The sequence below is a fragment of the Sphingomonas sp. NPDC019816 genome (assembly GCF_050274375.1).
Taxonomy (GTDB): Bacteria; Pseudomonadota; Alphaproteobacteria; order Sphingomonadales; family Sphingomonadaceae; genus Sphingomonas.
Genome location: NZ_JBNNOB010000003.1, coordinates 1 through 20,147, shown reverse-complemented (window position 1 = coordinate 20,147; position 20,147 = coordinate 1). Strand labels below are relative to the sequence as shown.

General features: G+C 68.0%; 20 protein-coding genes. 7 read left to right on the top strand and 13 right to left on the bottom strand.

Annotated features, from left to right (window positions below; translation table 11 throughout):
* Positions 1-77: 77 nt before the first annotated feature.
* Positions 78-470 (bottom strand): winged helix-turn-helix transcriptional regulator, encoded by a 393-nt coding sequence (locus ACQKJZ_RS00850; protein ID WP_427729649.1) that lies wholly within the window; start codon positions 468-470, stop codon positions 78-80.
* An 84-nt stretch (positions 471-554) separates the two neighbouring features.
* Here ACQKJZ_RS00850 and ACQKJZ_RS00845 point away from each other — a divergent pair, with 84 nt between their 5' ends.
* Positions 555-1,289: an SDR family NAD(P)-dependent oxidoreductase gene (locus ACQKJZ_RS00845; RefSeq protein ID WP_427729648.1), complete on the top strand. Its 735-nt coding sequence runs from the start codon at positions 555-557 to the stop codon at positions 1,287-1,289.
* Positions 1,290-1,483: 194 nt separating this feature from the next.
* On the opposite strand, the gene ACQKJZ_RS00840 is transcribed toward ACQKJZ_RS00845, so the two are convergent.
* The gene (locus ACQKJZ_RS00840; protein ID WP_427729647.1) at positions 1,484-2,305 is read right to left on the bottom strand and encodes an inositol monophosphatase family protein; all 822 of its coding nucleotides are present in this window, start codon (positions 2,303-2,305) and stop codon (positions 1,484-1,486) included.
* Positions 2,306-2,399: 94 nt separating this feature from the next.
* Between ACQKJZ_RS00840 and ACQKJZ_RS00835 the strand changes: the two genes are divergently transcribed.
* Positions 2,400-2,933, top strand: coding sequence for a peroxiredoxin (locus ACQKJZ_RS00835; RefSeq protein ID WP_312490135.1), 534 nt, complete (start codon positions 2,400-2,402; stop codon positions 2,931-2,933).
* Positions 2,934-3,041: 108 nt separating this feature from the next.
* On the top strand, positions 3,042-4,076 hold the full coding sequence (locus ACQKJZ_RS00830; protein ID WP_427729646.1) for a diguanylate cyclase: 1,035 nt from the start codon (positions 3,042-3,044) through the stop codon (positions 4,074-4,076).
* Between the two features lie 354 nt (positions 4,077-4,430).
* Here the strand turns inward: ACQKJZ_RS00830 and ACQKJZ_RS00825 are convergent, their stop codons facing one another.
* Positions 4,431-5,045, bottom strand: a complete 615-nt coding sequence (locus tag ACQKJZ_RS00825; RefSeq protein ID WP_427729645.1) for a YbhB/YbcL family Raf kinase inhibitor-like protein — start codon at positions 5,043-5,045, stop codon at positions 4,431-4,433.
* Positions 5,046-5,070: 25 nt separating this feature from the next.
* Positions 5,071-6,108: a DUF1176 domain-containing protein gene (locus ACQKJZ_RS00820; protein ID WP_427729644.1), complete on the bottom strand. Its 1,038-nt coding sequence runs from the start codon at positions 6,106-6,108 to the stop codon at positions 5,071-5,073.
* A 79-nt stretch (positions 6,109-6,187) separates the two neighbouring features.
* Between ACQKJZ_RS00820 and ACQKJZ_RS00815 the strand changes: the two genes are divergently transcribed.
* The gene (locus ACQKJZ_RS00815; RefSeq protein WP_427729643.1) at positions 6,188-7,057 is read left to right on the top strand and encodes a 3-hydroxybutyryl-CoA dehydrogenase; all 870 of its coding nucleotides are present in this window, start codon (positions 6,188-6,190) and stop codon (positions 7,055-7,057) included.
* Positions 7,058-7,098: 41 nt separating this feature from the next.
* Here ACQKJZ_RS00815 and ACQKJZ_RS00810 read toward each other — a convergent pair whose 3' ends face one another.
* The 3 genes from ACQKJZ_RS00810 to mgtE all read right to left on the bottom strand — a co-directional run bounded on the left by ACQKJZ_RS00810 (position 7,099) and on the right by mgtE (position 10,366).
* On the bottom strand, positions 7,099-7,245 hold the full coding sequence (locus ACQKJZ_RS00810; RefSeq protein ID WP_427729642.1) for a hypothetical protein: 147 nt from the start codon (positions 7,243-7,245) through the stop codon (positions 7,099-7,101).
* A 295-nt stretch (positions 7,246-7,540) separates the two neighbouring features.
* Complete coding sequence (locus ACQKJZ_RS00805) at positions 7,541-8,800, bottom strand: NupC/NupG family nucleoside CNT transporter (RefSeq protein WP_312488603.1); 1,260 nt, start codon at positions 8,798-8,800, stop codon at positions 7,541-7,543.
* 153 nt (positions 8,801-8,953) lie between these two features.
* Positions 8,954-10,366 (bottom strand): magnesium transporter, encoded by a 1,413-nt coding sequence (gene mgtE, locus ACQKJZ_RS00800; protein ID WP_427729701.1) that lies wholly within the window; start codon positions 10,364-10,366, stop codon positions 8,954-8,956.
* A gap of 117 nt (positions 10,367-10,483) precedes the next feature.
* Here mgtE and ACQKJZ_RS00795 point away from each other — a divergent pair, with 117 nt between their 5' ends.
* Positions 10,484-10,939, top strand: a complete 456-nt coding sequence (locus ACQKJZ_RS00795; RefSeq protein WP_056436311.1) for a peptidylprolyl isomerase — start codon at positions 10,484-10,486, stop codon at positions 10,937-10,939.
* A 214-nt stretch (positions 10,940-11,153) separates the two neighbouring features.
* Here ACQKJZ_RS00795 and ACQKJZ_RS00790 read toward each other — a convergent pair whose 3' ends face one another.
* A complete protein-coding gene (locus tag ACQKJZ_RS00790) occupies positions 11,154-11,936 on the bottom strand; it encodes a crotonase/enoyl-CoA hydratase family protein (RefSeq protein WP_427729700.1) in 783 nt (260 codons plus the stop codon).
* A gap of 61 nt (positions 11,937-11,997) precedes the next feature.
* Here ACQKJZ_RS00790 and ACQKJZ_RS00785 point away from each other — a divergent pair, with 61 nt between their 5' ends.
* Positions 11,998-12,408: a PaaI family thioesterase gene (locus tag ACQKJZ_RS00785; protein WP_427729641.1), complete on the top strand. Its 411-nt coding sequence runs from the start codon at positions 11,998-12,000 to the stop codon at positions 12,406-12,408.
* Positions 12,405-12,821 carry a PaaI family thioesterase gene (locus ACQKJZ_RS00780; protein WP_409790277.1) on the top strand — a complete coding sequence of 139 codons (417 nt, stop codon included), beginning with the start codon at positions 12,405-12,407 and terminating at the stop codon, positions 12,819-12,821. Before ACQKJZ_RS00785 ends, ACQKJZ_RS00780 begins: the two co-directional genes overlap by 4 nt.
* On the opposite strand, the gene ACQKJZ_RS00775 is transcribed toward ACQKJZ_RS00780, so the two are convergent.
* The 5 genes from ACQKJZ_RS00775 to ACQKJZ_RS00755 all read right to left on the bottom strand — a co-directional run bounded on the left by ACQKJZ_RS00775 (position 12,800) and on the right by ACQKJZ_RS00755 (position 20,035).
* The gene (locus tag ACQKJZ_RS00775; protein WP_427729640.1) at positions 12,800-13,558 is read right to left on the bottom strand and encodes an SGNH/GDSL hydrolase family protein; all 759 of its coding nucleotides are present in this window, start codon (positions 13,556-13,558) and stop codon (positions 12,800-12,802) included. The genes ACQKJZ_RS00780 and ACQKJZ_RS00775 overlap by 22 nt on opposite strands.
* Positions 13,555-16,998 (bottom strand): glycosyl hydrolase 2 galactose-binding domain-containing protein, encoded by a 3,444-nt coding sequence (locus ACQKJZ_RS00770; protein WP_427729639.1) that lies wholly within the window; start codon positions 16,996-16,998, stop codon positions 13,555-13,557. The genes ACQKJZ_RS00775 and ACQKJZ_RS00770 overlap by 4 nt, the downstream gene beginning before the upstream one ends.
* A 66-nt stretch (positions 16,999-17,064) precedes the next feature.
* Complete coding sequence (locus ACQKJZ_RS00765; protein WP_427729638.1) at positions 17,065-18,312, bottom strand: adenosylmethionine--8-amino-7-oxononanoate transaminase; 1,248 nt, start codon at positions 18,310-18,312, stop codon at positions 17,065-17,067.
* Positions 18,309-18,929, bottom strand: a complete 621-nt coding sequence (gene bioD / locus ACQKJZ_RS00760; protein ID WP_427729637.1) for a dethiobiotin synthase — start codon at positions 18,927-18,929, stop codon at positions 18,309-18,311. Before bioD ends, ACQKJZ_RS00765 begins: the two co-directional genes overlap by 4 nt.
* On the bottom strand, positions 18,926-20,035 hold the full coding sequence (locus ACQKJZ_RS00755) for an 8-amino-7-oxononanoate synthase (protein ID WP_427729636.1): 1,110 nt from the start codon (positions 20,033-20,035) through the stop codon (positions 18,926-18,928). Before ACQKJZ_RS00755 ends, bioD begins: the two co-directional genes overlap by 4 nt.
* Between the last annotated feature and the right edge of the window lie 112 nt (positions 20,036-20,147).

Below are 20,147 nucleotides of genomic sequence, written 5' to 3'. Positions count from 1 at the left end.
TGGCACGGCGACACCGCACCGGCCAGCGTTTTCGCAGGGGTCGGATCCACCGGTCGATCGGGGACCGGCATGACGCGCTAGGCGCGCCGCCCTTGGCCATCGCGCGACGCGAACAGCGCCTGCATCGCCGCCATATTCTCGGTGCCCCAGGCGCATAGCGGCTCCAGCGCGTGGGCCAGGCTTTGCCCCATATCGGTCAGCGCATAATCCACGCGCGGCGGAACCTCCCGATAATCGCGCCGGATCAGCACGCCGTCCGCCTCCAGCTCCTTCAGCTGCTGGATCAGGACCTTGTCGCTGACGTCGCGCACCGCGCGCTTGAGTTCGCCGTAACGGGTCGGCCCACGCAGCAGGAAATACAGGATCAGCGGCTTCCACTTGCCCGAAATGACCTTGAGCGTGGCGTCGAGCCCACAGGTGAAGGCCGGCGCGGCCGGGGCGGGGGAACCATTATCGCGGGAATGAGGCATTTTCTGGTACTTACCAAAAGGTGCATACTTGCCGATAGGTATGCACGGGGCCAGCTGCGTGCAACCCATTTGATGGAGGCACATATGACGCGATTGGAAGGCAAGACCGCTATCGTCACCGGCGGTGGCACCGGCATCGGGCTGGCGACGGCCAGGCGGTTCGTGGCGGAAGGGGCGTTCGTCTATCTGTTCGGGCGCCGCGCCGACAGGCTGGACGCGGCGGCGGCGACACTAGGCGGTCATGCCCATGCGGTCGCCGGGTCGGTGACCGAGGCGGATGATCTGGACCGGTTGTTCGACACGGTGAAGCGCGAGCGCGGCACGCTTGACATCCTGTTCGCCAATGCCGGCACCGGCGCGCTGATGCCGCTGGCGGAGATCACGCCCGACCATGTCGACGCGACCTTCGACGTCAATGTGAAGGGCACGATATTCACGGTGCAAAAGGGCCTGAAGCTGATGACGGCGGGTGGTTCGATCATCCTGACCGGTTCGACCACCGGCGTCATGGGCACCCCGGCGTTCAGCGTCTACAGCGCGTCCAAGGCGGCGGTGCGCAACCTGGCGCGCAGCTGGGCCCAGGATCTGCGCGGCACCGGCATCCGCGTCAACGTGCTGTCACCCGGACCGACGCTGACCGAACTGGCCGCCGAGGTGGTGGGGCGCGATGCGATGATCGAAATGGGCGCCACGACACCGATCGGCCATATCGGCGACCCCGCCGAAGTCGCGGCCGCCGCCGCATTCCTGGCATCGTCGGACAGCAGCTTCATGACCGGTAGCGAGCTGTTCACCGATGGGGGCCTGGCGCAGATCTGACGACACCGGCCGGCGGGCCGGATCCCCGCCGGCTCCGGGCATGGGTTCCGGCACCCGCCCTATCGATGGCCGCCCCGCCGCGACGGACAATCGCCCCAGGGTCGTCGGCCTCGACGCGTTTTCGGCATGAAGGTTATGTCGGAACCGCTATGAGAATGAACGGTGCCGCGCGGAGGGACCCGCACCGCCCCGGGTCAATGATCGTGATGGTCATGCCCGTGCGGCACGTTGCGCAGCGCCTCCAGCACCTCCTCGGTGCGCGCCGGGTCGCCGATCGCCAGCACATGACCCGCGCTGTCGGCGGTCAGCGGATCGCCGTTCCAGTCGCACATGCGTCCCCCTGCGCCCTCGACCACCGGCACCAGCGCGGCGAAGTCGTGCAGCTTCAGCCCCGATTCACAGACGATGTCGATATGGCCGCTCGCCAGCAGCCCGTAATTATAGCAGTCGCCGCCATAGACAGGCCCCTGCCGGGGACTATTGCCGCTGATCGCCGCGACCAGCGCCATGTAATGCGGCACGTCCTCATCCTCGAACAGATGCGGGCTGGTGGTCGCGATCGTCGCGCCCTCCAGTTCGGGACAGGGCCGGGTCCGCGCCGGCTGTCCGTTGAACAGCGTCGGCCGCCCCGTCACGCCCAGCCAGCGTTCGCCCGCGATCGGCTGGTCGATGATGCCCAGCACCGGCCAGCCATTGTCGACCAGCGCGATCAGCGTGCCGAAGATCGGCCGCCCCACGGTGAAGCTGCGCGTGCCGTCGATCGGGTCGAGCACCCATTGCCGGCCGGTCACGCCCTCCTTGACGCCATATTCCTCGCCATGGATGCCGTCGCCCGAGCGTTCCGTCTCCAGGATGCGGCGCATCGCCGCCTCCGCCTCGCGGTCGGCCAGCGTGACGGGCGAGTTGTCCGCCTTGATCTCCAGCCCCATGTCGCGGCGGAAATAGGGGCGGATCGCGGCACCCGCGGCGTCGGCCAAGGCCAGCGCCAGGTCGATATCGGCTTTATGAACGGACATGGGACATGCGATAGGATAGCGCGGCGCGATCAGCAATGGACGGCGGCCATGCGAAAGGTTACGCATTAACCTTGTTTTAGAAGGATCGATCGCGATGCGTCACCTGCTTGGCGTTGTTCTTGCGTTGTTGGCCGTACCCGCTGATGCCGCGTTGCGTCCCGGTGCGGCCGCCCCCGACTTCACGACGCGCGGCGCGGTCGCGGGCAAGGTCTTCACGCTGAACCTGAAGGATCAACTGCGCCACGGCCCGGTCGTCCTGTATTTCTTCCCCGCCGCCTTCACCAGCGGGTGCAGCGCCGAAGCACGCGCCTTTGCCGAGAAGATCGACGCCTTCCGCGCCGCCGGCGCGCGCGTCATCGGCATGTCGGCCGATCCGGTCGACAAGCTCGCCGCCTTTTCCAAGGCCGAATGCGCCGGCAAGTTTCCGGTGGCGAGCGCCGGCCCCGCGATCGTGAAGGGCTATGACGTCGCGCTCGGCCGCCAGATGGAGGGGCGCGACATCACCTCGCGCACCAGCTATGTCATCGGTCGCGACGGCCGCATCGCCTTTGTTCATGACGACATGAACCCGGCCGAACATGTCGCCACCACGTTGGCGGCGGTGCGTGGACTGACCGCCAAGCGCTGAGTATAGCGCGGGCGGGGCCAATATGAATAAAGGACAGGGTGTCGGATCGGCGCGGCGCATCCACGGGGGAGATGTGATGCCAGGGTCGATCGCGGCAGATAGCGCGCCATGACGTCGGACAAGCTGTACAATCGTATCGGCCAGTTTCTGGAGGATCACCGCCTGGTCCCGGACCCGGCGCACTATGCCTTCGTCCATGCGATCCTGACCCAACCGAACAGCAGCCTGGCCAAGGCCGCCGCCGAGCTGATCGACGGCGGCGTGCGCCTGCATCAGGATGACATCCAGCGGCTGGGCGGCCCGGCCGCCGGTCAACGACCGATGACCCGCGAAGAGCCCGTCGCGCCGTCCGAGCCACCGCCGCGCGATCATCTGGTCGACCCGGCGGAGACGCGTACCGACGCGCTGGCCGAACAGACCCAGGGCCATGTCGAGGCGCTGTCGGCGATGATCCGCACCATACACGCCGACACCTCGGCCTTCAGCGCCAATCTGGAACGCAGCGCGGCGGAGATCCGGCGCGGCGAGCCGATCGGGCTGGCCACGCTCGCCAAGCTGACTGGCGAGATGCTGGAGCGGATCCATGACAGCGAGCGCCGGCTGGAAAAGGCGACGGCGGAGGCCGACGCGCTGCGCGAGAAGCTGGTCGAGGCCCGCGCATCGGCGCGCCGCGATCCGTTGACGGGGCTGGCCAATCGTCTGGCGTTCAACGAATCGATCGGTCAGTGTTTCCAGGCCCCCCAGTCCTGCTGCCTCGCGCTTTGCGATGTCGACCGGTTCAAGCGAATCAACGATCAACATGGTCATGCGGTCGGCGACCGGGTGCTCAACGCGATCGGCCAGATCCTGAGCGAGGAAGGCCATGGGCATCTGGTCTGCCGTCATGGCGGCGAGGAATTCGCGATCCTGATGACCGGGGTGACCATGGCGCAGGCGCACAAGCTGATCGACCGGGCACGCGAAGCGGTGCGCGAAAAGCGGTTGCGCGTGCGCGAGACGGGCGAATCGATCGGCGAGGTAACCTTCTCGGCCGGGCTCACCGGCTTCCGCCCCGACGACACGCACGAGACGGTCTTCGCACGGGCCGATGCGCTGCTGTACCGCGCCAAGAACGAAGGCCGTAACCGCATCTGCAGGGACTGAGATTTCCCGCCACCAGATGGCGGAAAATCCCTTGGCAAGGTGGCGCAATTTCCCACAAATCGCGAGCCTGTTTTATTTTCCCTTATGCAACAACGGCTTAAGAAACTGGCACGGCCCCTGCAAAGCTCCCGGCATCGGTCACCAACACCTGGTGGCCGGACCAAAAAAGGGAGTTTCACCATGTTCCAGACCGTTCAGGCCCGTCAGTTCCTCGTCTCCTGCCTCGGCGCGCTGGTGTTCGCCGGGCTGGCGATCACCAGCGCCGCGCCCGTCTTCCCGATCGCCTGACGCCATGCGTCGGCATCCCGCCATCGGCCGGGTCGTCGATCCGCGACGCCCGGCCCGACACCGGGGTCAGGCGACGGCCCCGACCAGCCCCACCGGGGCTTCCTCATCGCGCGAATAGGTCCCGGTCAGCACCCCGGCGGCCAGCACATGCCCCGCCATCGCATCGAGCATCGCGCCGCGCCCCGGCGTCTCGCCGGCCGGATCGACCCGCGCGTCGAGCGCGAACAGCTGAAAGACATAACGATGCTCGCCATGCCCGCGTGGCGGATCCGGCGGCAGCCAGCCTTCGCCCAGATAGGAATTGCGGCCGACATCGCCCGCGTCGGCCGAACCCGGCCCATCGGCGACGATCGCCCCTTCGGCCAGTTCGCCGCGATGGGACGGCAGGTTCCAAACGATGGCATGGACCAGCGGTTGCGGCGTCGGCGCGTCGGCATCCTCGACGATCAGCGCCAGCATGGCGGTGCCCTCTGGCGGATCGCCCCAGAACAAGGGGGGCGACACCCCCTCGCCATCGGCCGTGAACCGTTCGGGCAGACGCGCCATATCGCCAAAGGCCGCGCTGTTGAGCGACAGGCTGGCCGGCGGGGCCAGATCGGCGCGGGTGATCGCCAGCGACTCGACGCCGGCGCGCCAGCCGCTCATCGCCTTGCCGAGCCAGGCGGGCAGATGTTCGAGCATGATCCTCTCCTGTTCCTGAAGGGTCCTAGCGGGCGGCCGGCACCGCGCGGGCCCGCCAGACGCCGAGCGTATCGATCGCACCGCGACATTCGGGCATGACCGCTGCGCGCAACAGCCGGAACCGGGTACCGTCCCAGCCATATTGCGCGGCATCGCCGCAATCGCCGAGCCCGCGCCCCTTGGCCCAGCTCGACAAACGGCCCTCGCGCGACCAGTCGGCGTTGACCAGCACCCGGGGCTGGCCCGCGGGCTTGGGTTCGCCGAAGTCGAAGGCATAGTCGAACGCGGCCGGCGTCAACCGCGCGTCGCGCCAGATCAGGGGCTGTACGATATAATTATAGGCCCCCGCCCCGCAGGATAGCAGGACCAGCGTCGATCGTCCGTCCAGCCGATGCGCATCGGCGCTGACCGGACTGCCGTCATCGGTCGCGCAGCCATATTGGCGACGCGCGGCGTTGATCGCGGCGGCGGGAATGGCGGGCGCGGCACCGGCTGGCGGGGTGACGATCCGCACCACGGGCAGCGCGGGCGGTTTGCGGCGATAGGCGGCGCTGCCCTTGGCGACCAAAGCGGTCCGCGTTCCCGCGCGGTGCTGCCGATCGTCCATGTAGCGGAACGCCGCCGCCGCCCCGCGCAGCGACAGGGGATGCGCCGTGGGCGTCAGGATCGCTGCCCGCCGCCCGCGCACCAGCGCGGTGACCAGCGCGCTGGCCGATGCGCCGCGCCACGTCCCCTCGTCCTGCCGCGTCAGGGGGGTGGATGCGACGGCGCGGCCATCGACGCGGACCGTGGCGCTCGGCGCCTTGCCGGTCATGTCCGCGACCCGCACCGACAGGCCGCCATCCTCGTCCCGTCGCACCAGCAGGCCGGCATCCTGCAACATGCCGTCATCCGCCGACAGCGACGCGGCCTCGCACCGCCCGCCATTGTCGCACGCGACGATCCAGTTGTGGAAGACCCGGGGCTTGGCCGGCACCGGATCGGCAGGCGCGGCCGCCGCCGACGTGACGCCGACCAGTAACAGGGAGGCCAGGATCAGGGGGGCCGGGTACGGTCGATTCATATATCCCTCAACCCGCTTGCTAGCGAACGCGTTCCGAAACGGATAGGGCGTTGACCAAAGACACAAGGAGAGTTTCGCGATGAAGTCAGTGGGCGTGATCGGGGCGGGGCAGATGGGCGCGGGCATTGCGCAAGTCTCGGCGGCGGCGGGCTATCAGGTCAAGCTCGCCGATGTCTCGGCCGAACGGGCCGAGGCGGGCAAGGCGGGCATCTCCAAGGCGCTCGACCGGCTGGTGACCAAGGAAAAGATGACGCGGCAAGACGCCGACGCGCTGCTCGCCCGGATCGAGGCGGTCGGCAGCCTGTCCGCCATGGCCGATTGCGAACTGGTGATCGAGGCCGCGACCGAGCGCGAGGCCATCAAGCGCGCGATCTTCGAGGAGGTCGGCAAGGTGATGTCCGACACCGCGATCCTGGCGACCAACACCTCGTCCATCCCGATCACCCGGCTGGCGCAGGCCGCGCCCGATGCGGGGCGCTTCGTCGGCGTGCACTTCTTCAATCCGGTGCCCGTCATGGGCCTGATCGAGCTGATTCGCGGCCTCGCCACCTCGGACGAGACGGTCGCGCGGGTCGAGGGCTTCGCGCAGGAGCTGGGCAAGCGCGTGGTGCACGCCAATGACGCGCCGGGCTTCATCGTCAACCGCGTACTGATGCCGATGATCAACGAGGCGATCTTCGCGCTGGGCGAAGGCGTGGCGACGATTCCCGACATCGATGCGGCATGCCAGCTGGGCCTCAATCACCCGATGGGGCCGCTGACGCTCGCCGACTTCATCGGTCTCGACACCTGCCTGGAGATCACCCGCGTGCTGTTCGAGGGCACGGGCGATCCCAAGTTCCGCCCCGCCCCGCTGCTGATCAAATACGTCGAGGCGGGCTGGTATGGCCGCAAGACCAAGCGCGGCTTTTACGACTATACCGGCGCGGAGCCGGTGCCGACGCGCTGATCGCGTCCGGCCGTACCCGCCCCGCCCTTCAGGCCCCGGTTTCAGGCGGGGGTGCGGGTGCGGCGGATCGGTTGCGGCCGGCTGGTCGCGACGGCGCGGAGCAGCCGGGCGCGCTCGCGCGGCACGCTGGCCATCACGGTGGCGAGGGACTGGGCGCGGACATGCGCGCGGAACATCATGCGGGTCATGGCGGACCTCCTTCGGGTTCGTGGTTCGAGCCCGGCGGAAGGTCGGCGAGGATCGGCGTTTAGCGGGCCGACATCGTCGACCCCGTCAGGCCCGTCAAACGGTCGGCAAGAACGTGGACGCGGGTGCGTCTACTGTCCTCGTCGCCGGACAAGGGACTAGATCGGGGCATTGTGATCCTAAGCGTGAGTCGGCTCTCACGGCCGACAGGGGCGCCATAACGCCCCACCGCACAAGGGATCAACCCCCCGAAAAATCCCTATGATTCCTCCCCCTGCAAGGGGAGGAAAAAGCGGGTCAGCCGATCAGCAGGCCCGCCAGCGCCGCCGACATCAGGTTGGCCAAGCTCCCGGCGATCAGCGCGCGGATGCCCAGGCGCGCGATGGTCGGACGCTGGTTGGGGGCGAGGCTGCCCGTCACAGCCATCTGGATCGCGATCGACGAGAAATTGGCGAAACCGCACAAGGCGAAGGTGACGACCGCGACGGTGCGCGGCGAAAGCTGCGCGGCCTGCTTGCCCAGGTCGATATAGGCGACGAACTCGTTGAGCACGATCTTCTCGCCGAACAGCCCGCCGGCAATGCCCGCTTCCTTCCACGGCACGTTGAGCAGCGCCATGATCGGCTGGAACACATAGCCCAGCAACGCCTGGAAGCTCAGGCCCGGCAGGCCGACCAGATTGCCCAGACTTCCCAGCAGGCCGTTCGCCAGTGCGACGAGCGCGACGAAGGCCAGCACCATTGCGCCGACCGCGACGGCCAGCTTCACGCCGGTCTGCGCGCCTTGCGCCGCCGCCATGATGATGTTGGCGGGCTTTTCCTCGTCATGCGTCGCCTCGGCCAGCGCGATCTTCTCGTCCTCGATCACGTCGCCCAGCGGCAGCTGCCCGGCGGGCGGCTCGATCCGGTCGGGCATGATGATCTTGGCCATCAGGATGCCGCCGGGCGCCGCCATGAAGCTGGCCGCGAGCAGATATTCGATCGAGATGCCCATCGAGGCATAGGCCGCCAGGATGGTGCCCGCGACGCCCGCCATGCCGCTGGTCATCACCGTGAACAGCTGCGCCGGGGTCAGTCCGGCCAGATAGGGACGGATGACGAGCGGCGATTCGGACTGGCCGACGAACACGTTCGCGGCGGCGCAGAGCGATTCGACCTTCGACACGCCGATCACCTTCTCGATCGCGCCGCCCAGCCAGCGGACGACCAGCTGCATGATCCCCAGATAATAGAGGATCGAGACGAGGGCGGCGAAGAAGATGATGACCGGCAGCGCCTGGATCGCGAAGTTGCGACCCAGCGGATCGGAGGCCAGCGCGCCGAACAGGAACTTGGTCCCCTCATTGGCATAGCCGAGCAGCCCGGCGACCCCGGCGGACAGGGTCTGGAGCACCTTCTTGCCCCAGGGGACGTAAAGGACCAGCACCGCGATCCCCGCCTGCAGCGCAAAGGCCGCGCCGACGACGCGCAGCCGGATGGCGCGGCGGTCGGTGGACAGGGCGACCGCGATCGCCAGAATGACGAGAATACCGGCGATACCGATGGCAAAACGATTCATGCGCGCTGCTTAACTATTCCCGCGTGTCGGGTGGAGGATGCACGCGGCCCCCCGGCTGCGCGGGGGTGCATCATAAGCATGGCGCGGGGCGACCGCCATAGTTTTGATTGGGCGATGGAATTGCGACGGAAATCCTCCCCGGCACGGGGAGGATCACCCCGTCAGCCCCGCCGCGGTCGCGAGGCTCAGAAACGCCAGGAAGCCGATCGAATCGGTCGTCATCGTCACGAACACCGACGATGCGACCGCCGGGTCGGCGTCGAACCGGTCGAGCGTCACCGGCACCAGCACCCCCGCCAGCCCGGCGACCAGGATGTTGGTCATCATCGCCGCCGCGATCACCAGACCGAGCGCAGGGTTGCCGAAGACCAAGCTGACGCCCACCCCGATCACCGCCGCGACCGTCACGCCGTTCATCATCGCCACGCGGATTTCGCGCATGATCGCGCGCGCGGTGTTCGACTGGGTCAGCTGGTTGGTCGCCAGCGCGCGGACGGTTACCGCCAGCGTCTGCGTCCCCGCATTGCCGCCGACGCCCGCGACGATCGGCATCAGCGTCGCCAGCGCCACCATCCGCGCGATCGTGCCCTCGAACGCGGCGATCACCGAGGAGGCGACCATCGCGGTGATCAGGTTGGCGAGCAGCCAGCGGACGCGGCTTTTGTAACTGTCGAGGATCGGCTCGTTGATGTCGCCCTCGCCCGCGCCCGACAGGCGCAGCACGTCCTCGCCCGCCTCCTGCTGGATGATGTGGACGATATCGTCGACGGTGATCATGCCGACCAGCCGCCCGCTGGCATCGACCACGGCGGCCGAGATCAGCGCATATTTCTGGAAGCGCAGCGCGACCTCTTCCTGGTCCATGTCGACCGGGATCAGCGTCTGTTCGCGCTTCATCACATCGCCGATCGCGATTCCGCCGGGCGCGCGCAGGATCCAGGAAAGCTGACACGTCCCAATCGGTCGGTGGCCGGGATCGACGACGAAGATTTCCCAGAAATCGGTCGTCATTTCCTCGTCGCTGCGCAGGAATTCGATCGTCTCGGCCACCGTCCAATGTTCGGGCACCGCGATCAGCTCGCGCTGCATCAGGCGGCCGGCGGACTCCTCGGGGAAGGACAGGGCTTCCTCGATCGCGGCGCGGTCGTCGGGATCGAGCGCGCGCAGCACCGCGCGCTGCTCGTCCTCGTCCATGTCCTCGATGATCGCGACCGCGTCGTCGGTGTCGAGTTCCGACGCGATGTCGGCGACTTCATGCGGTTCGAGCGCCTGGATCAGCTGCTCGCGCACATAGTCGTTCATCTCGGCGAAGACGTCGCCGTTCAGCAGGTCCGCGACCGCGCGCGCCAGGCTGACGCGTTCCTCGTCGCCGACCAGCTCGAACAGATCGGCGATGTCGGCGGGGTGGAGCGGCTCGACCAGCGCGCGCGCGCCTTCGTCATCGCCCGCCTCCAGCGCGTCGAGCACGGCGGTCACATATTCGGGCTTCAGCCGGTCGTCTTCGTCCAGCTGGGTTTCGGGTGGCAGGGTCTCGGTTTCGAGTTCGGGGAGTTCGGTGTCGCTGATCTCGGCCTCCCTCGATCGATCATGAACGCTGTGTCACGCCTCTAAACTGCGATGGCGGCATTTGCCAGCGGGCACCGGAATGCCTACCTGCGGGGCATCAACCAAGGAAGACCCCTTATGGCCGAGACTTTTTCCAAGCTGACCCTGACGCTCGAGAGCGGCGATGTCGTCATCACCCTGCGCCCCGACCTGGCGCCTGAGCATGTCGCGCGCATCGGCGGGCTTGCCAATGAAGGCTTTTACGACGGCGTCGTGTTCCACCGCGTGATCCCCGGCTTCATGGCGCAGGGCGGCGACCCCACGGGCACCGGCATGTCGGGTTCGGACAAGCCGAATTTGAAGCAGGAGTTCAACGCCGAGCCGCATGTGCGCGGCACCTGCTCGATGGCGCGGACCAACGATCCGAACTCGGCCAATTCGCAGTTCTTCATCTGCTTCGACGACGCGCGCTTCCTCGACCGCCAGTACACGGTCTGGGGCCAGGTCGAGAGCGGCATGGAACATGTCGACGCGCTGCCCAAGGGCGAGCCGCCGCGCAATCCGGGCAAGATTTTGAAGGCGACCGCGGAGTAATTTCCGAACGCTGGATGGAAGGGGGGAGTCTCGAAAGAGGCTCCCCCTTTTTTGTTTGGGCCCCGCCGACCGCCCCAAGCACGCCCCCCCCCGCAAGCGGGAGGGGATGGGGGAGGGAACGCCACGGGCGACAGTCTCTATGAGACCCCATGCCCTCCCCAACCCCTCCCGCCTGCGGGAGGGGCTATCGTGTGGGGAGAGGTCACGCGCCCCCTCAAACGTCCCGAAACACAGGCCGCCGCCGCTCCATGTTCGCCCGCACCGCCTCACGGAAATTCGTCCCCTGCATCAGCGCCACCTGCTCGGCGCTCTCCATCGCCAGCATCTCCTCCGACGCAGTCCCCATCGCCCCGAACAACCGTTTGGCGCTCCTCACCGCATCGGGGCTGCGCTCGGCGATCTTGGCGGCCAGCGCCAGAGCCTCGGCGCGCGGGTCCTCGACCAGCCGCGTCACGAACCCCGCCGCCTGCGCCTCGGCCGCATCAAACTCGCGCGCGGTATAGACCCATTCGCGCAAGCAATCCTCGCGCACCCCGCGCCACAAGGCAAAGCCGCCCATGTCGGGGACGATCCCCCAATGCACCTCGCGAATCGCGAACCGGGTGGCGGGATGGGCCAGCCTTATATCGGCGCCCGCCATGATCTGCGTGCCTCCACCGAACACGACACCGTGAACCGCCGCGATCACCGGCACCGGCAGGGTGCGCCAGCCCCAGGCAACCTGCTGCACCAGATTGGCCGGGCCATGGGCCCGCGTCGACAGGTCCAGCCCCGCCAGATCGCCCCCCGCCATCGCCGCCATGTCGAGTCCGGAGCAGAAACCATCCCCCTCGCCCGACAGCACCACCACGCGCAGGTCAGCGCGCACCGCCAGCGCATCGATCGCCTCGGCCAGCGCATCGAACATGGCGCGGTCGATCGCGTTCAGCTTCTCCCCGCGCGCCAGCCGGACATCGGCGACGCCGTCCGCCATCTCGATCGTCACCCGGTCCTGCACCATCGCTCTCCTTTTGCGCTTGTCGCATGCTGGTGTAGACCATCGCCTTATGGGGTTCGATATGGAACGCTTCGTCGCGATGGGTGGCCTGGGCGGCGGGCATGGACGGCATCTGGGCATCGGCTACCGCGCGCATGGCGAGGACTGGGCCGAGTTGGCGCTGCCCTATGACGCGCGGCTGATCGGCGACCCGGCGAGCGGGGTCATCGCCTCCGGCCCGATCGTCGCGATGATGGACATGGCGACCAGCGTCGCGGTCTGGTTGAAGCGGGGCAAGTTCGAGGCGCATGTGACGCTCGACCTGCGGGTCGATTATCTCCGCCCCGCCGTGCCCGAACGCACGGTGATCGGGCGCGGCGAATGTTACCGGGTCACCCGCAGCATCGCCTTCGTCCGGGGCATCGCGCATGACGGCGATCCCAACGATCCGGTCGCGCATGTCGCGGGTACTTTCATCGGCATGGCCGCATGAGCGCGCCCCGGACCGCCATCGGGCAGGCGATGGAGTTGCCGCCCTATGCCGAATGGCTCGGCTGTTCGATCGATTGGGTCGAGGGTGATCCGCACCTCGTCATGCCGTTCGGCGAGCATGTGATGGGCTGGCCGGGGCTGCTGCAGGGCGGCGCGATCGCCGGGCTGCTGGAGGTCGCCGGCATCGCCGCGCTGACCCACCGGCTGGCGGGTGACGGCACGGCGCGGATCAAGCCGGTGACGATCACCACCAATTACTTGCGCACCGGCCGCGACCGGCATCCGACGCGTGCGGTCGGCACCATCCTGCGCCTCGGCCAGCGGACCGCCAATGTCGAGGCGGTCGCCTGGCAGGAGGATCGCGACAATCCGATCGCGACCGCCCGGCTGAACTACCGCATCCTGCGCGGCTGAGGCTTGGCCAAGGCCTGCTTGATCGCGGCATCGGCGACCGGCGCCATCGCGGCATAGCCCGCCGCATTGGGATGCACCCCGTCGGTGCCGTAAGCGGGGTTCAGCGCGTCGCCGACATGGAGCACCGACCAGTAATCGGCATAGGTCGCGCCCACCCGCTTGGCATAGTCCTTCAACCACGCATTCAGGGTCGCGATGCGCGGCGCGGTGGCGAGGCCCGGCTTCCATTCGAAATGATCGGCGGGCGGGATCGAGGCCAAGATCACCCGGATACCGTTCGCTTGGGCCAGCTGGACCATCGACATGATATTGCCCTCGACCTGCGCATCGGTCGTCGGGCCGGTATTGCCGGCAATATCGTTGGTGCCCGCCATGATCTGGACCACCGCCGGATGCAGGTCGATCACGTCCTGGCGGAAGCGCAGCAGCATCTGCGACGTCGTCTGCCCGCTGATCCCGCGCCCGATCCGACCGGGGGTAAAGAATTGCGGCATCTTGCCGACCCAGCCCTCAGTGATCGAATCGCCCATAAAGACTACACGCGGCTGCCCCGCCACCGGCGCCGACAGCTTCGCATTGTCGTCGCGATAGCGCGCCAGATAGGCGAAGTCGTTGTGCAGCCGTTCCTCCCATTCGCGGGTCCACCGCTGTGCATCCGTTTCCTTCGGCGCGGTCTGGGCGCAGGCGGGCGCGGCGAGCGTCAGCGCCATCAGCGCGGTGAGGATCACCCGGCTCACGGGCGCAGGTCCGCTGCGGTCGCGGTCACGTTCCAGCCGCGCACATTCACCATCGGTTTGTCCGCCTTGGCCGTGGGGTAGCGTATCTCGATCACGCGGGTCTCTCCGGGCATCAGGGTGACGTAATTGTCGCTGAAATAGGCGGGCAGCACCTGGGCACCATCGGCGTTCATCACGGTCAGCTTGGTCTCGATCGCGGGCACCGAACCGTTATTGGCCAGCGTCACGTTCGCCAGCGTTTCCTCGCCCTGCGTCTGTGTCGTCGCGCTCGGGGTGACGTTCGCCGCGCCCATGCCGGTCAGCGCGCGGTAACCGGCATCGTCGGCCGCCTGCCAATAGCTGTTGGTCGACAGCAGCTGCCCGCCCGCATCGGTCGCCTCCAGCCGCACCAGCACCGCGCCGCGCTTCATCGCATTGGCGAGGTCGAGCGTGAAGGCCGGCGTCACCGCCTCGCCATTGGCGACCAGCTTGGCCTCCTGCTCGCCCTCGGATCGGCCGTCGAGCCCGACGATCCTCGCGCGCACCTGCACACCCTTCAGCGCGTCGCGGGTGTTGTTGACCAGCACGACGCGGTGGTCGGGCAGGTTCATCTGGACATGGATCGGCTCGGCGGCCTTCTTCACGCCATAGAAGGCGGCATGGGTGTCATAGTCGGACGAGAAGATCTGCCATGCCGAGGACGGCCAGGCGGGCTGCGTCATCCACAGCATCCGGCCCGAATTTTCCGTCCAGAGGCCCGCATTCATCCCCTCGAAGATGGCGCGATAGGATTCATACTCCATCATCTGCGCCTTGCGCTCGAAGTCCTCCAGCCCGGTGGCGGGACCGAAGCGGCGTTCAAGCACGTCCATATAGGTCTTCACCGCGCCGTTCCCGGTCTGGTGCCAGTCATGATAGGCCCAGACATCGCCGATCGGCCAGCGATCCGCCTCGGCCGGGATGGTCCGCTTCCATGATTCCAGCGTCGGCAGCGAGGGCGTGCCGACCTCGACCGAAAAGCCCTTGGCGTGCGTCGTGAAATACTCGACCGGCGGCCGCCAGTTATACGGCCCCGAGCCCTGCAGGTTCACCGCATTGGACGAGGGCATATAGAGCCGCGTGCCGTCCTCGGCGCGCAGGAGGGTGTCGAGCCCGCTATTAATGATCGGCTGCGGCACCCCCTCGTTCCGGCCGAACCAGGCGACGATCGAGGGATGGTTGCGATAGCGGCGCACCACATCCGCAGCGTTGGCGAGGAACAGCTGCGGGTCCTCGGCCTCCATATTGTAATCCTGGGTCGACTCCCAGAAATCGGACAGCACCATCAGGCCGTACTCGTCGGCCAGGTCGAAGAAGCTCTCCTCGGTATTCTGCCCCACCCAATTGCGGATGATGTTGAGGTGCGCGTCGCGGTGCAGGCGGAAGAACGGCTCCAGATGCGCGCGGTCGACGCGCTTCATGAAGTCGTCCATGCCGATATTGCCGCCGCGCGCCGCGATGCGCACGCCGTTGACCCGCAAGGTCAGATAGGGGGCGAGGCGCGGATCGTCGGTCAGCTTGGCGACCGCCGCCGACTGGTCGCCGCCCGGCGTGAAGCTCATCGCCCAGCCGTTCGCCGTTTTGCGGATGCCCTTGTGGCTGGTGTCGATCAGCTTCGGCCCGCCGCGCGCGCGGTTGAGGTCCAGCGTCACCCGCTCCAGATCGCCGTCATCGTCGAACAGCGACAGGTCATAGGTCACCTGCCGCATCCCGAAGCGAAGCGCCTTCCTGTCCGACAGCGCGCCATCGACCGCCGCCGTCAGCGCCAGATCGTGCAGCGCCGGGTCGCCGTAACCATTGGGCCACCAGAGGCGCGGGTTCTTGACCGACAGCTGCGGAAATTCGCTGGGCGACAGGACGGCGCGGATCGTCTGGCCCGGCCCCACCGTCACCAGCTTTTCGACGACCACATCGTCGAACACCGCGCGCACCATGGTCGTCACCTGCGCCTGGCCGTTATTGGTGACGGGCACCGCGATCTCGACATCGGCGACCGAGTTGTCGGGCTTGGGCAGCGTCGTCACGACCTGCGGGTCGCCGATCACCGCCGGGCCGGTCGCGGCCAGCGTCACGCCCTGCCACAGCCCAGTGTTGCGATCGCGGACGCTAGGAATCCAGTCCCACCCTTCTGTCGCGACGAAGGTCGGGCCATCCATCATCTGGACGCCGCCATTCTCGCCGACGCCCGCCGTCATCGACTCCTCATGCGCGATGCCGGGATGCGGCGGCGGCGAGACGCGCACCGCAATCGCGTTGCGCCCGGCCGCCAGCGTCACGGGGAAGCGGCCCCGGATGAAGGCACCCTTCATCGTCCCCGCCATCCGGCCATTGACCCAGACCTCGGCGGAATAGTTCACGCCGTTGAAGGTCAGCCACATGGTCCGCCCAGCCGCCTCTGCTGGCGTGTCGAACTCGGTGCGATACCAGTAATCCTGCCGCGCCAGCGTCTCCGGGATGGACAGGTTGTTCAGCCCGATCGTCGGATCGGGATAGACGCCGCGATCGACCAAAGTGGTCAGCACGGTCCCCGGCACGGCTGCGGCATACCATTTGCTGGCGTCGAAATTGCCCTGCGACAGGTCCGCACCGCCGGGGCCAACCTTGGCCGCCTCGATCAGTCGCCAGCCATTCACCGCCCATTGGCCGGTCGCGGTGGATACCAGCGCGGGGGCCTTCGGCTCGGGCTTGGCGGTGCCGCTGGTCGGGATCGGGGCCTTGGACTGGGGGAGCGTCCAGGCGTCCTGCGGTACGGTCTGTCCCTGCATCTGCCGGGTCTGATAGGGCCAGCTTGGGCTGCCGGTCTGGAGCGCCAGTTTCGCCGGATCGGGCGCGCGCCGCGCGGCGACGCGGATGGCGAGCGGGTCGACCGCCTCGCGCACCATGCGGAAGTCGATGACCTTGCCCGCGAAAACCGGCTGATACGCACGCGGGGCCAGCGTCGCGACGCCCGCCACCGGCGCCAGTGTCAGCCCGCGCTGCACCACCTGTCGGCCGTTGACGAACAGCCGCACGACCTTGCCGTCATAGCTGGCGGCGATATGCGTCCATTTGTTGCGATCGGCGTCGCCGCCGCCCTGCACCACGCCCGCCTCGGTGACGAGCGCCGGCTGACCGTCGACCAGCGCCAGATAGCGTCGTGGGCCGCTGGCGGGGTCGCCGAAGCCGCCGATCAGCATCGTCGTGCCCTTGCCGCCCACGCTGCGCGGCTGGACCCAAGCGGACAGCGTCCAGTTGGTTGCGGCCACCGGGGCACGATCGATCGCGCGGGTGTAGAAATCGCCACCGGGCGGCAGATCGGCGTTGATCGGCCCCAGCGGTTGCGCCGGCGCAGGCGGGCTCGTCTGCGCGGTGGCCGCAAGGCTCCACATCAGCGCCGTCATCGATGCCAGAGCCCCCACCGCTCTTGCCGCCGCCACGCCCATGCCTGCTCCTCTTGAATCGCCGCCGGATAAAGCAAATGAAAAGCCCTAAAGTCAAAGGGCGTGCGCTTAACGCCCGAAGCGGTCGATCGCCTCGCGGATGCCGGTCCAGACTGTACCGAGCTGTTCCGGCGTGATCGAATAAGGCGGCATCACATAGACGGTGTTGCCCATCGGCCGGACGAGCAGGTCGGCCTCACGGAAATGCGCCAGCAGCCGGGGGGCGAGGTCGGAGAGATAGTCCTGCCCCGCGCCCAGCTCGAACGCGGCGATGGTGCCGAGCTGGCGGGGATTGCGCACCGATGGCTCGCTGGTGATCGCCGCAAGGTGCCGCGCTTGCGCCGCCGCCAGCGTATCGATCCGGTCCTGCACCGGCTCGTCGCGCCAGATCGCCAGATTGGCCGCCGCCGCCGCGCAGGCAATGGGGTTGGCGGTGTAGCTGGACGAGTGGAAGAACTGCCTTGACCGATCGGTCTGCGACCAGTGCGCCTGGAAGATCGGCTCGATCGCCAGCGTCACCGCCAAGGGCACCGCGCCGCCGGTCAGCCCCTTGGACAGGCAGAGAATGTCCGGCACCACGCCTGCCTGTTCGCAGGCGAAGAGCGTGCCGGTACGGCCCCAGCCCGTCATGATCTCGTCGGCGATGAAGAGGACGCCGTGAGCGGCGCAGATGTCGCGCATCGCGGCCAGCGTCTCGGGCGCGTAGAGCAACATGCCGCCCGCGCCGAGGATCAGCGGCTCGACGATGAACGCCGCCGCACCCGCCCGGCACGCCGCCTCCAGCGCGTCGAGCGTGGCTTGCACGTCGCTGGGGAAGGGAATGGTGCCGACATCGAACAGCAGCGGTGCATAGGCCCGGTTGTACACGCCGCGCGCGCCCACCGACATCGCCCCGATCGTGTCGCCATGATAGCTGTGTTCGAGGACGAGGATGCGGTGGCGCGGCTCGCCCCGGTGGAGCCAGTATCCCAGCGCCATCTTCAGCGCGACCTCGACCGCCGTCGACCCGGAGTCGGAGAAGAACACCCGCGTAAGCTCGAGCGGGGTGATCCGCACCAGCTCGGCGGCGACCGCCTCGGCGGGTTCGTGCGTCCACCCTGCGAAGATGATCTGGTCGAGCTTGCCGGCCTGCTCCGCGATGGCGGCGCTGATGCGCGGATGGTTGTGGCCGTGCGTCGTCACCCACCAGCTGGAAATCGCGTCGATCACCTCACGCCCGTCGACCGTGGTCAGCACCGCGCCGCTGGCGGCGGCGACCTTTGGGATCGGCTCGCCCAGACCATGCTGGGTGAAGGGGTGCCAGACCGGCGAGGTCATCGGAAATCCTCGACATCGAAGTTCGCGGCGAACGCCTCGGCCAGTGTCTCGCGATTGAGAACGTCCAGACGCGGCAGGCGGCCGAGCCGCTTCACCTCGGCGATTGCGGCGATGGTCGCCTCGCTGTCCTCGACGCCTTCGCCGACGAATGCGATGCCGAGGATCGGCACCCCGCGAGACCGCAAGGCCTCGATCGACAACAGGCTGTGGTTGACCGTGCCCAGCCCGGTGCGCGCGACCAGCACCACCGGTCGGCCCCAATGGGCGAACAGGTCGGCGAACAGCATCTGCCGGGTGATGGGCACCAGCACGCCCCCCGCGCCCTCGGCCACCAGCGGCCCCTCGACCTCCGGTAGCGCCAGCCGCGCGCGTTCGATCGTCACCCCATCGATCTCGGCGGCGCGATGCGGCGAGCAGGGCGTCTTCAACCGATAGGCGGAAGGCAGGACCGGCCGCCCACTGAGCCGTGCGATGGTCTCGGCATCGCCATGCCCGTCCTCGTCCGTCCCCGCCTGCACCGGCTTCCAGTAACTCGCCCCCAGCGCACCCGTGAGTGCGGCGGAGAAGACGGTCTTGCCGATTTCGGTATCGGTGCCGGTGACGATGATGGCGCTCATGCCAGAACCTCTTGCAGTGCGTCGTCGAGCGCGAAGATGTCCGCCGCCTCGACATTCAGGGTGATGGACAGCCGCAGCCGCGCCGCGCCCACCGGCACGGTCGGCGGGCGGATGCCGCGAATGTCAAAGCCGCGCGCCTGCAAAGCCTCGGCGGTGCGCATGGTGCGGCCATTGTCGTGCAGGATCAGCGGCATGATCGGAGTGCCCCCCGCCAGCGCGCCATGTTTCGCCAGATGCTCGCCCGCCAGCGCGATCCGGTCGTGCAACGCCGCTCGCCGCTCAGGCTCGTCGGCCAGAATATGCAACGCCTCGCGCACTCCGCGCGCCATCAGCGGCGAGGGCGCAGTCGAGAAGATGAACCCCCGCCCGCGATTGACCAGATAGTCACGCACTATACGCGGCCCCGCGACCAGCGCGCCCTCGCACCCCATCGCCTTGCCGCAGGTGTGGAGGGTGACGACGCGCTCGCCGGGCGTCGCGAGCCCCTGCCCCCGCTCGCCGAAGACGCCGGTGGCATGCGCCTCGTCGACGATCAGCATGGTGTCGTGCCGCTCGGCCACCGCCATCAGATCGGCGAGCGGCGCGGTGTCGCCGTCCATCGAATAGAGGCTTTCGGCCGCGATCCAGACCGTCCCCTTGCCGCCCTGCGCCCGCCACGTCCCGATCGCGTCCTCGAACGCGGCCGGATCGTTATGCGCCGCCGCGACCGATGCGGCCCGCGACAGCTTCATCCCTTCGTGCATGCTGGCATGGACCAGCGCGTCATGGACGATCAGGTCGCCGCGCTGCGGCAGCGTCGCCATGATCGCGACATTGGCGGCATAGCCCGAGGAGAAATACAGGCTCGCCTCCGCGCCGAAGAAGGTGGCGGCCTCGGCCTCCAGCGCCTCATGTTCGGGATGGTTGCCGCGCAGCAGCCGCGAGCCGCCCGAGCCGACGGGCACCCCCTCCTCGACCGCGCGCGCGATGGCGGCGGTGAGGCGCGGGCTGTTCGCCAGTCCCAGATAGTCGTTGGAGGCGAAGTCCTTGCCCGCCATCGGGGCCAACACCCGCAATCGGTCCCGCGCGGCCAACCGGGCCAGATCGGCGCGATGAAAGTCCAGCATGGGGGCTTCCCTAACCGGCTGAGTCAGGGAGCGGAACCGTGTTTCTGAGGGATTCCCTTGGCCTTCGACTTCGCTCAGGCTGAACGGAGGTTTGTATGGGGGGCATGTTCCC

Bases quoted from the DNA above. Each gene is read 5' to 3' on its own strand.
- ACQKJZ_RS00850 (WP_427729649.1), bottom strand. From the start codon at position 470: ATGCCTCATTCCCGCGATAATGGTTCCCCCGCCCCGGCCGCGCCGGCC.
- ACQKJZ_RS00845 (WP_427729648.1), top strand. From the start codon at position 555: ATGACGCGATTGGAAGGCAAGACCGCTATCGTCACCGGCGGTGGCACC.
- ACQKJZ_RS00840 (WP_427729647.1), bottom strand. From the start codon at position 2,305: ATGTCCGTTCATAAAGCCGATATCGACCTGGCGCTGGCCTTGGCCGAC.
- ACQKJZ_RS00835 (WP_312490135.1), top strand. From the start codon at position 2,400: ATGCGTCACCTGCTTGGCGTTGTTCTTGCGTTGTTGGCCGTACCCGCT.
- ACQKJZ_RS00830 (WP_427729646.1), top strand. From the start codon at position 3,042: ATGACGTCGGACAAGCTGTACAATCGTATCGGCCAGTTTCTGGAGGAT.
- ACQKJZ_RS00825 (WP_427729645.1), bottom strand. From the start codon at position 5,045: ATGCTCGAACATCTGCCCGCCTGGCTCGGCAAGGCGATGAGCGGCTGG.
- ACQKJZ_RS00820 (WP_427729644.1), bottom strand. From the start codon at position 6,108: ATGAATCGACCGTACCCGGCCCCCCTGATCCTGGCCTCCCTGTTACTG.
- ACQKJZ_RS00815 (WP_427729643.1), top strand. From the start codon at position 6,188: ATGAAGTCAGTGGGCGTGATCGGGGCGGGGCAGATGGGCGCGGGCATT.
- ACQKJZ_RS00810 (WP_427729642.1), bottom strand. From the start codon at position 7,245: ATGACCCGCATGATGTTCCGCGCGCATGTCCGCGCCCAGTCCCTCGCC.
- ACQKJZ_RS00805 (WP_312488603.1), bottom strand. From the start codon at position 8,800: ATGAATCGTTTTGCCATCGGTATCGCCGGTATTCTCGTCATTCTGGCG.
- ACQKJZ_RS00795 (WP_056436311.1), top strand. From the start codon at position 10,484: ATGGCCGAGACTTTTTCCAAGCTGACCCTGACGCTCGAGAGCGGCGAT.
- ACQKJZ_RS00785 (WP_427729641.1), top strand. From the start codon at position 11,998: ATGGAACGCTTCGTCGCGATGGGTGGCCTGGGCGGCGGGCATGGACGG.
- ACQKJZ_RS00780 (WP_409790277.1), top strand. From the start codon at position 12,405: ATGAGCGCGCCCCGGACCGCCATCGGGCAGGCGATGGAGTTGCCGCCC.
- ACQKJZ_RS00770 (WP_427729639.1), bottom strand. From the start codon at position 16,998: ATGGGCGTGGCGGCGGCAAGAGCGGTGGGGGCTCTGGCATCGATGACG.
- ACQKJZ_RS00765 (WP_427729638.1), bottom strand. From the start codon at position 18,312: ATGACCTCGCCGGTCTGGCACCCCTTCACCCAGCATGGTCTGGGCGAG.
- bioD (WP_427729637.1), bottom strand. From the start codon at position 18,929: ATGAGCGCCATCATCGTCACCGGCACCGATACCGAAATCGGCAAGACC.
- ACQKJZ_RS00755 (WP_427729636.1), bottom strand. From the start codon at position 20,035: ATGCTGGACTTTCATCGCGCCGATCTGGCCCGGTTGGCCGCGCGGGAC.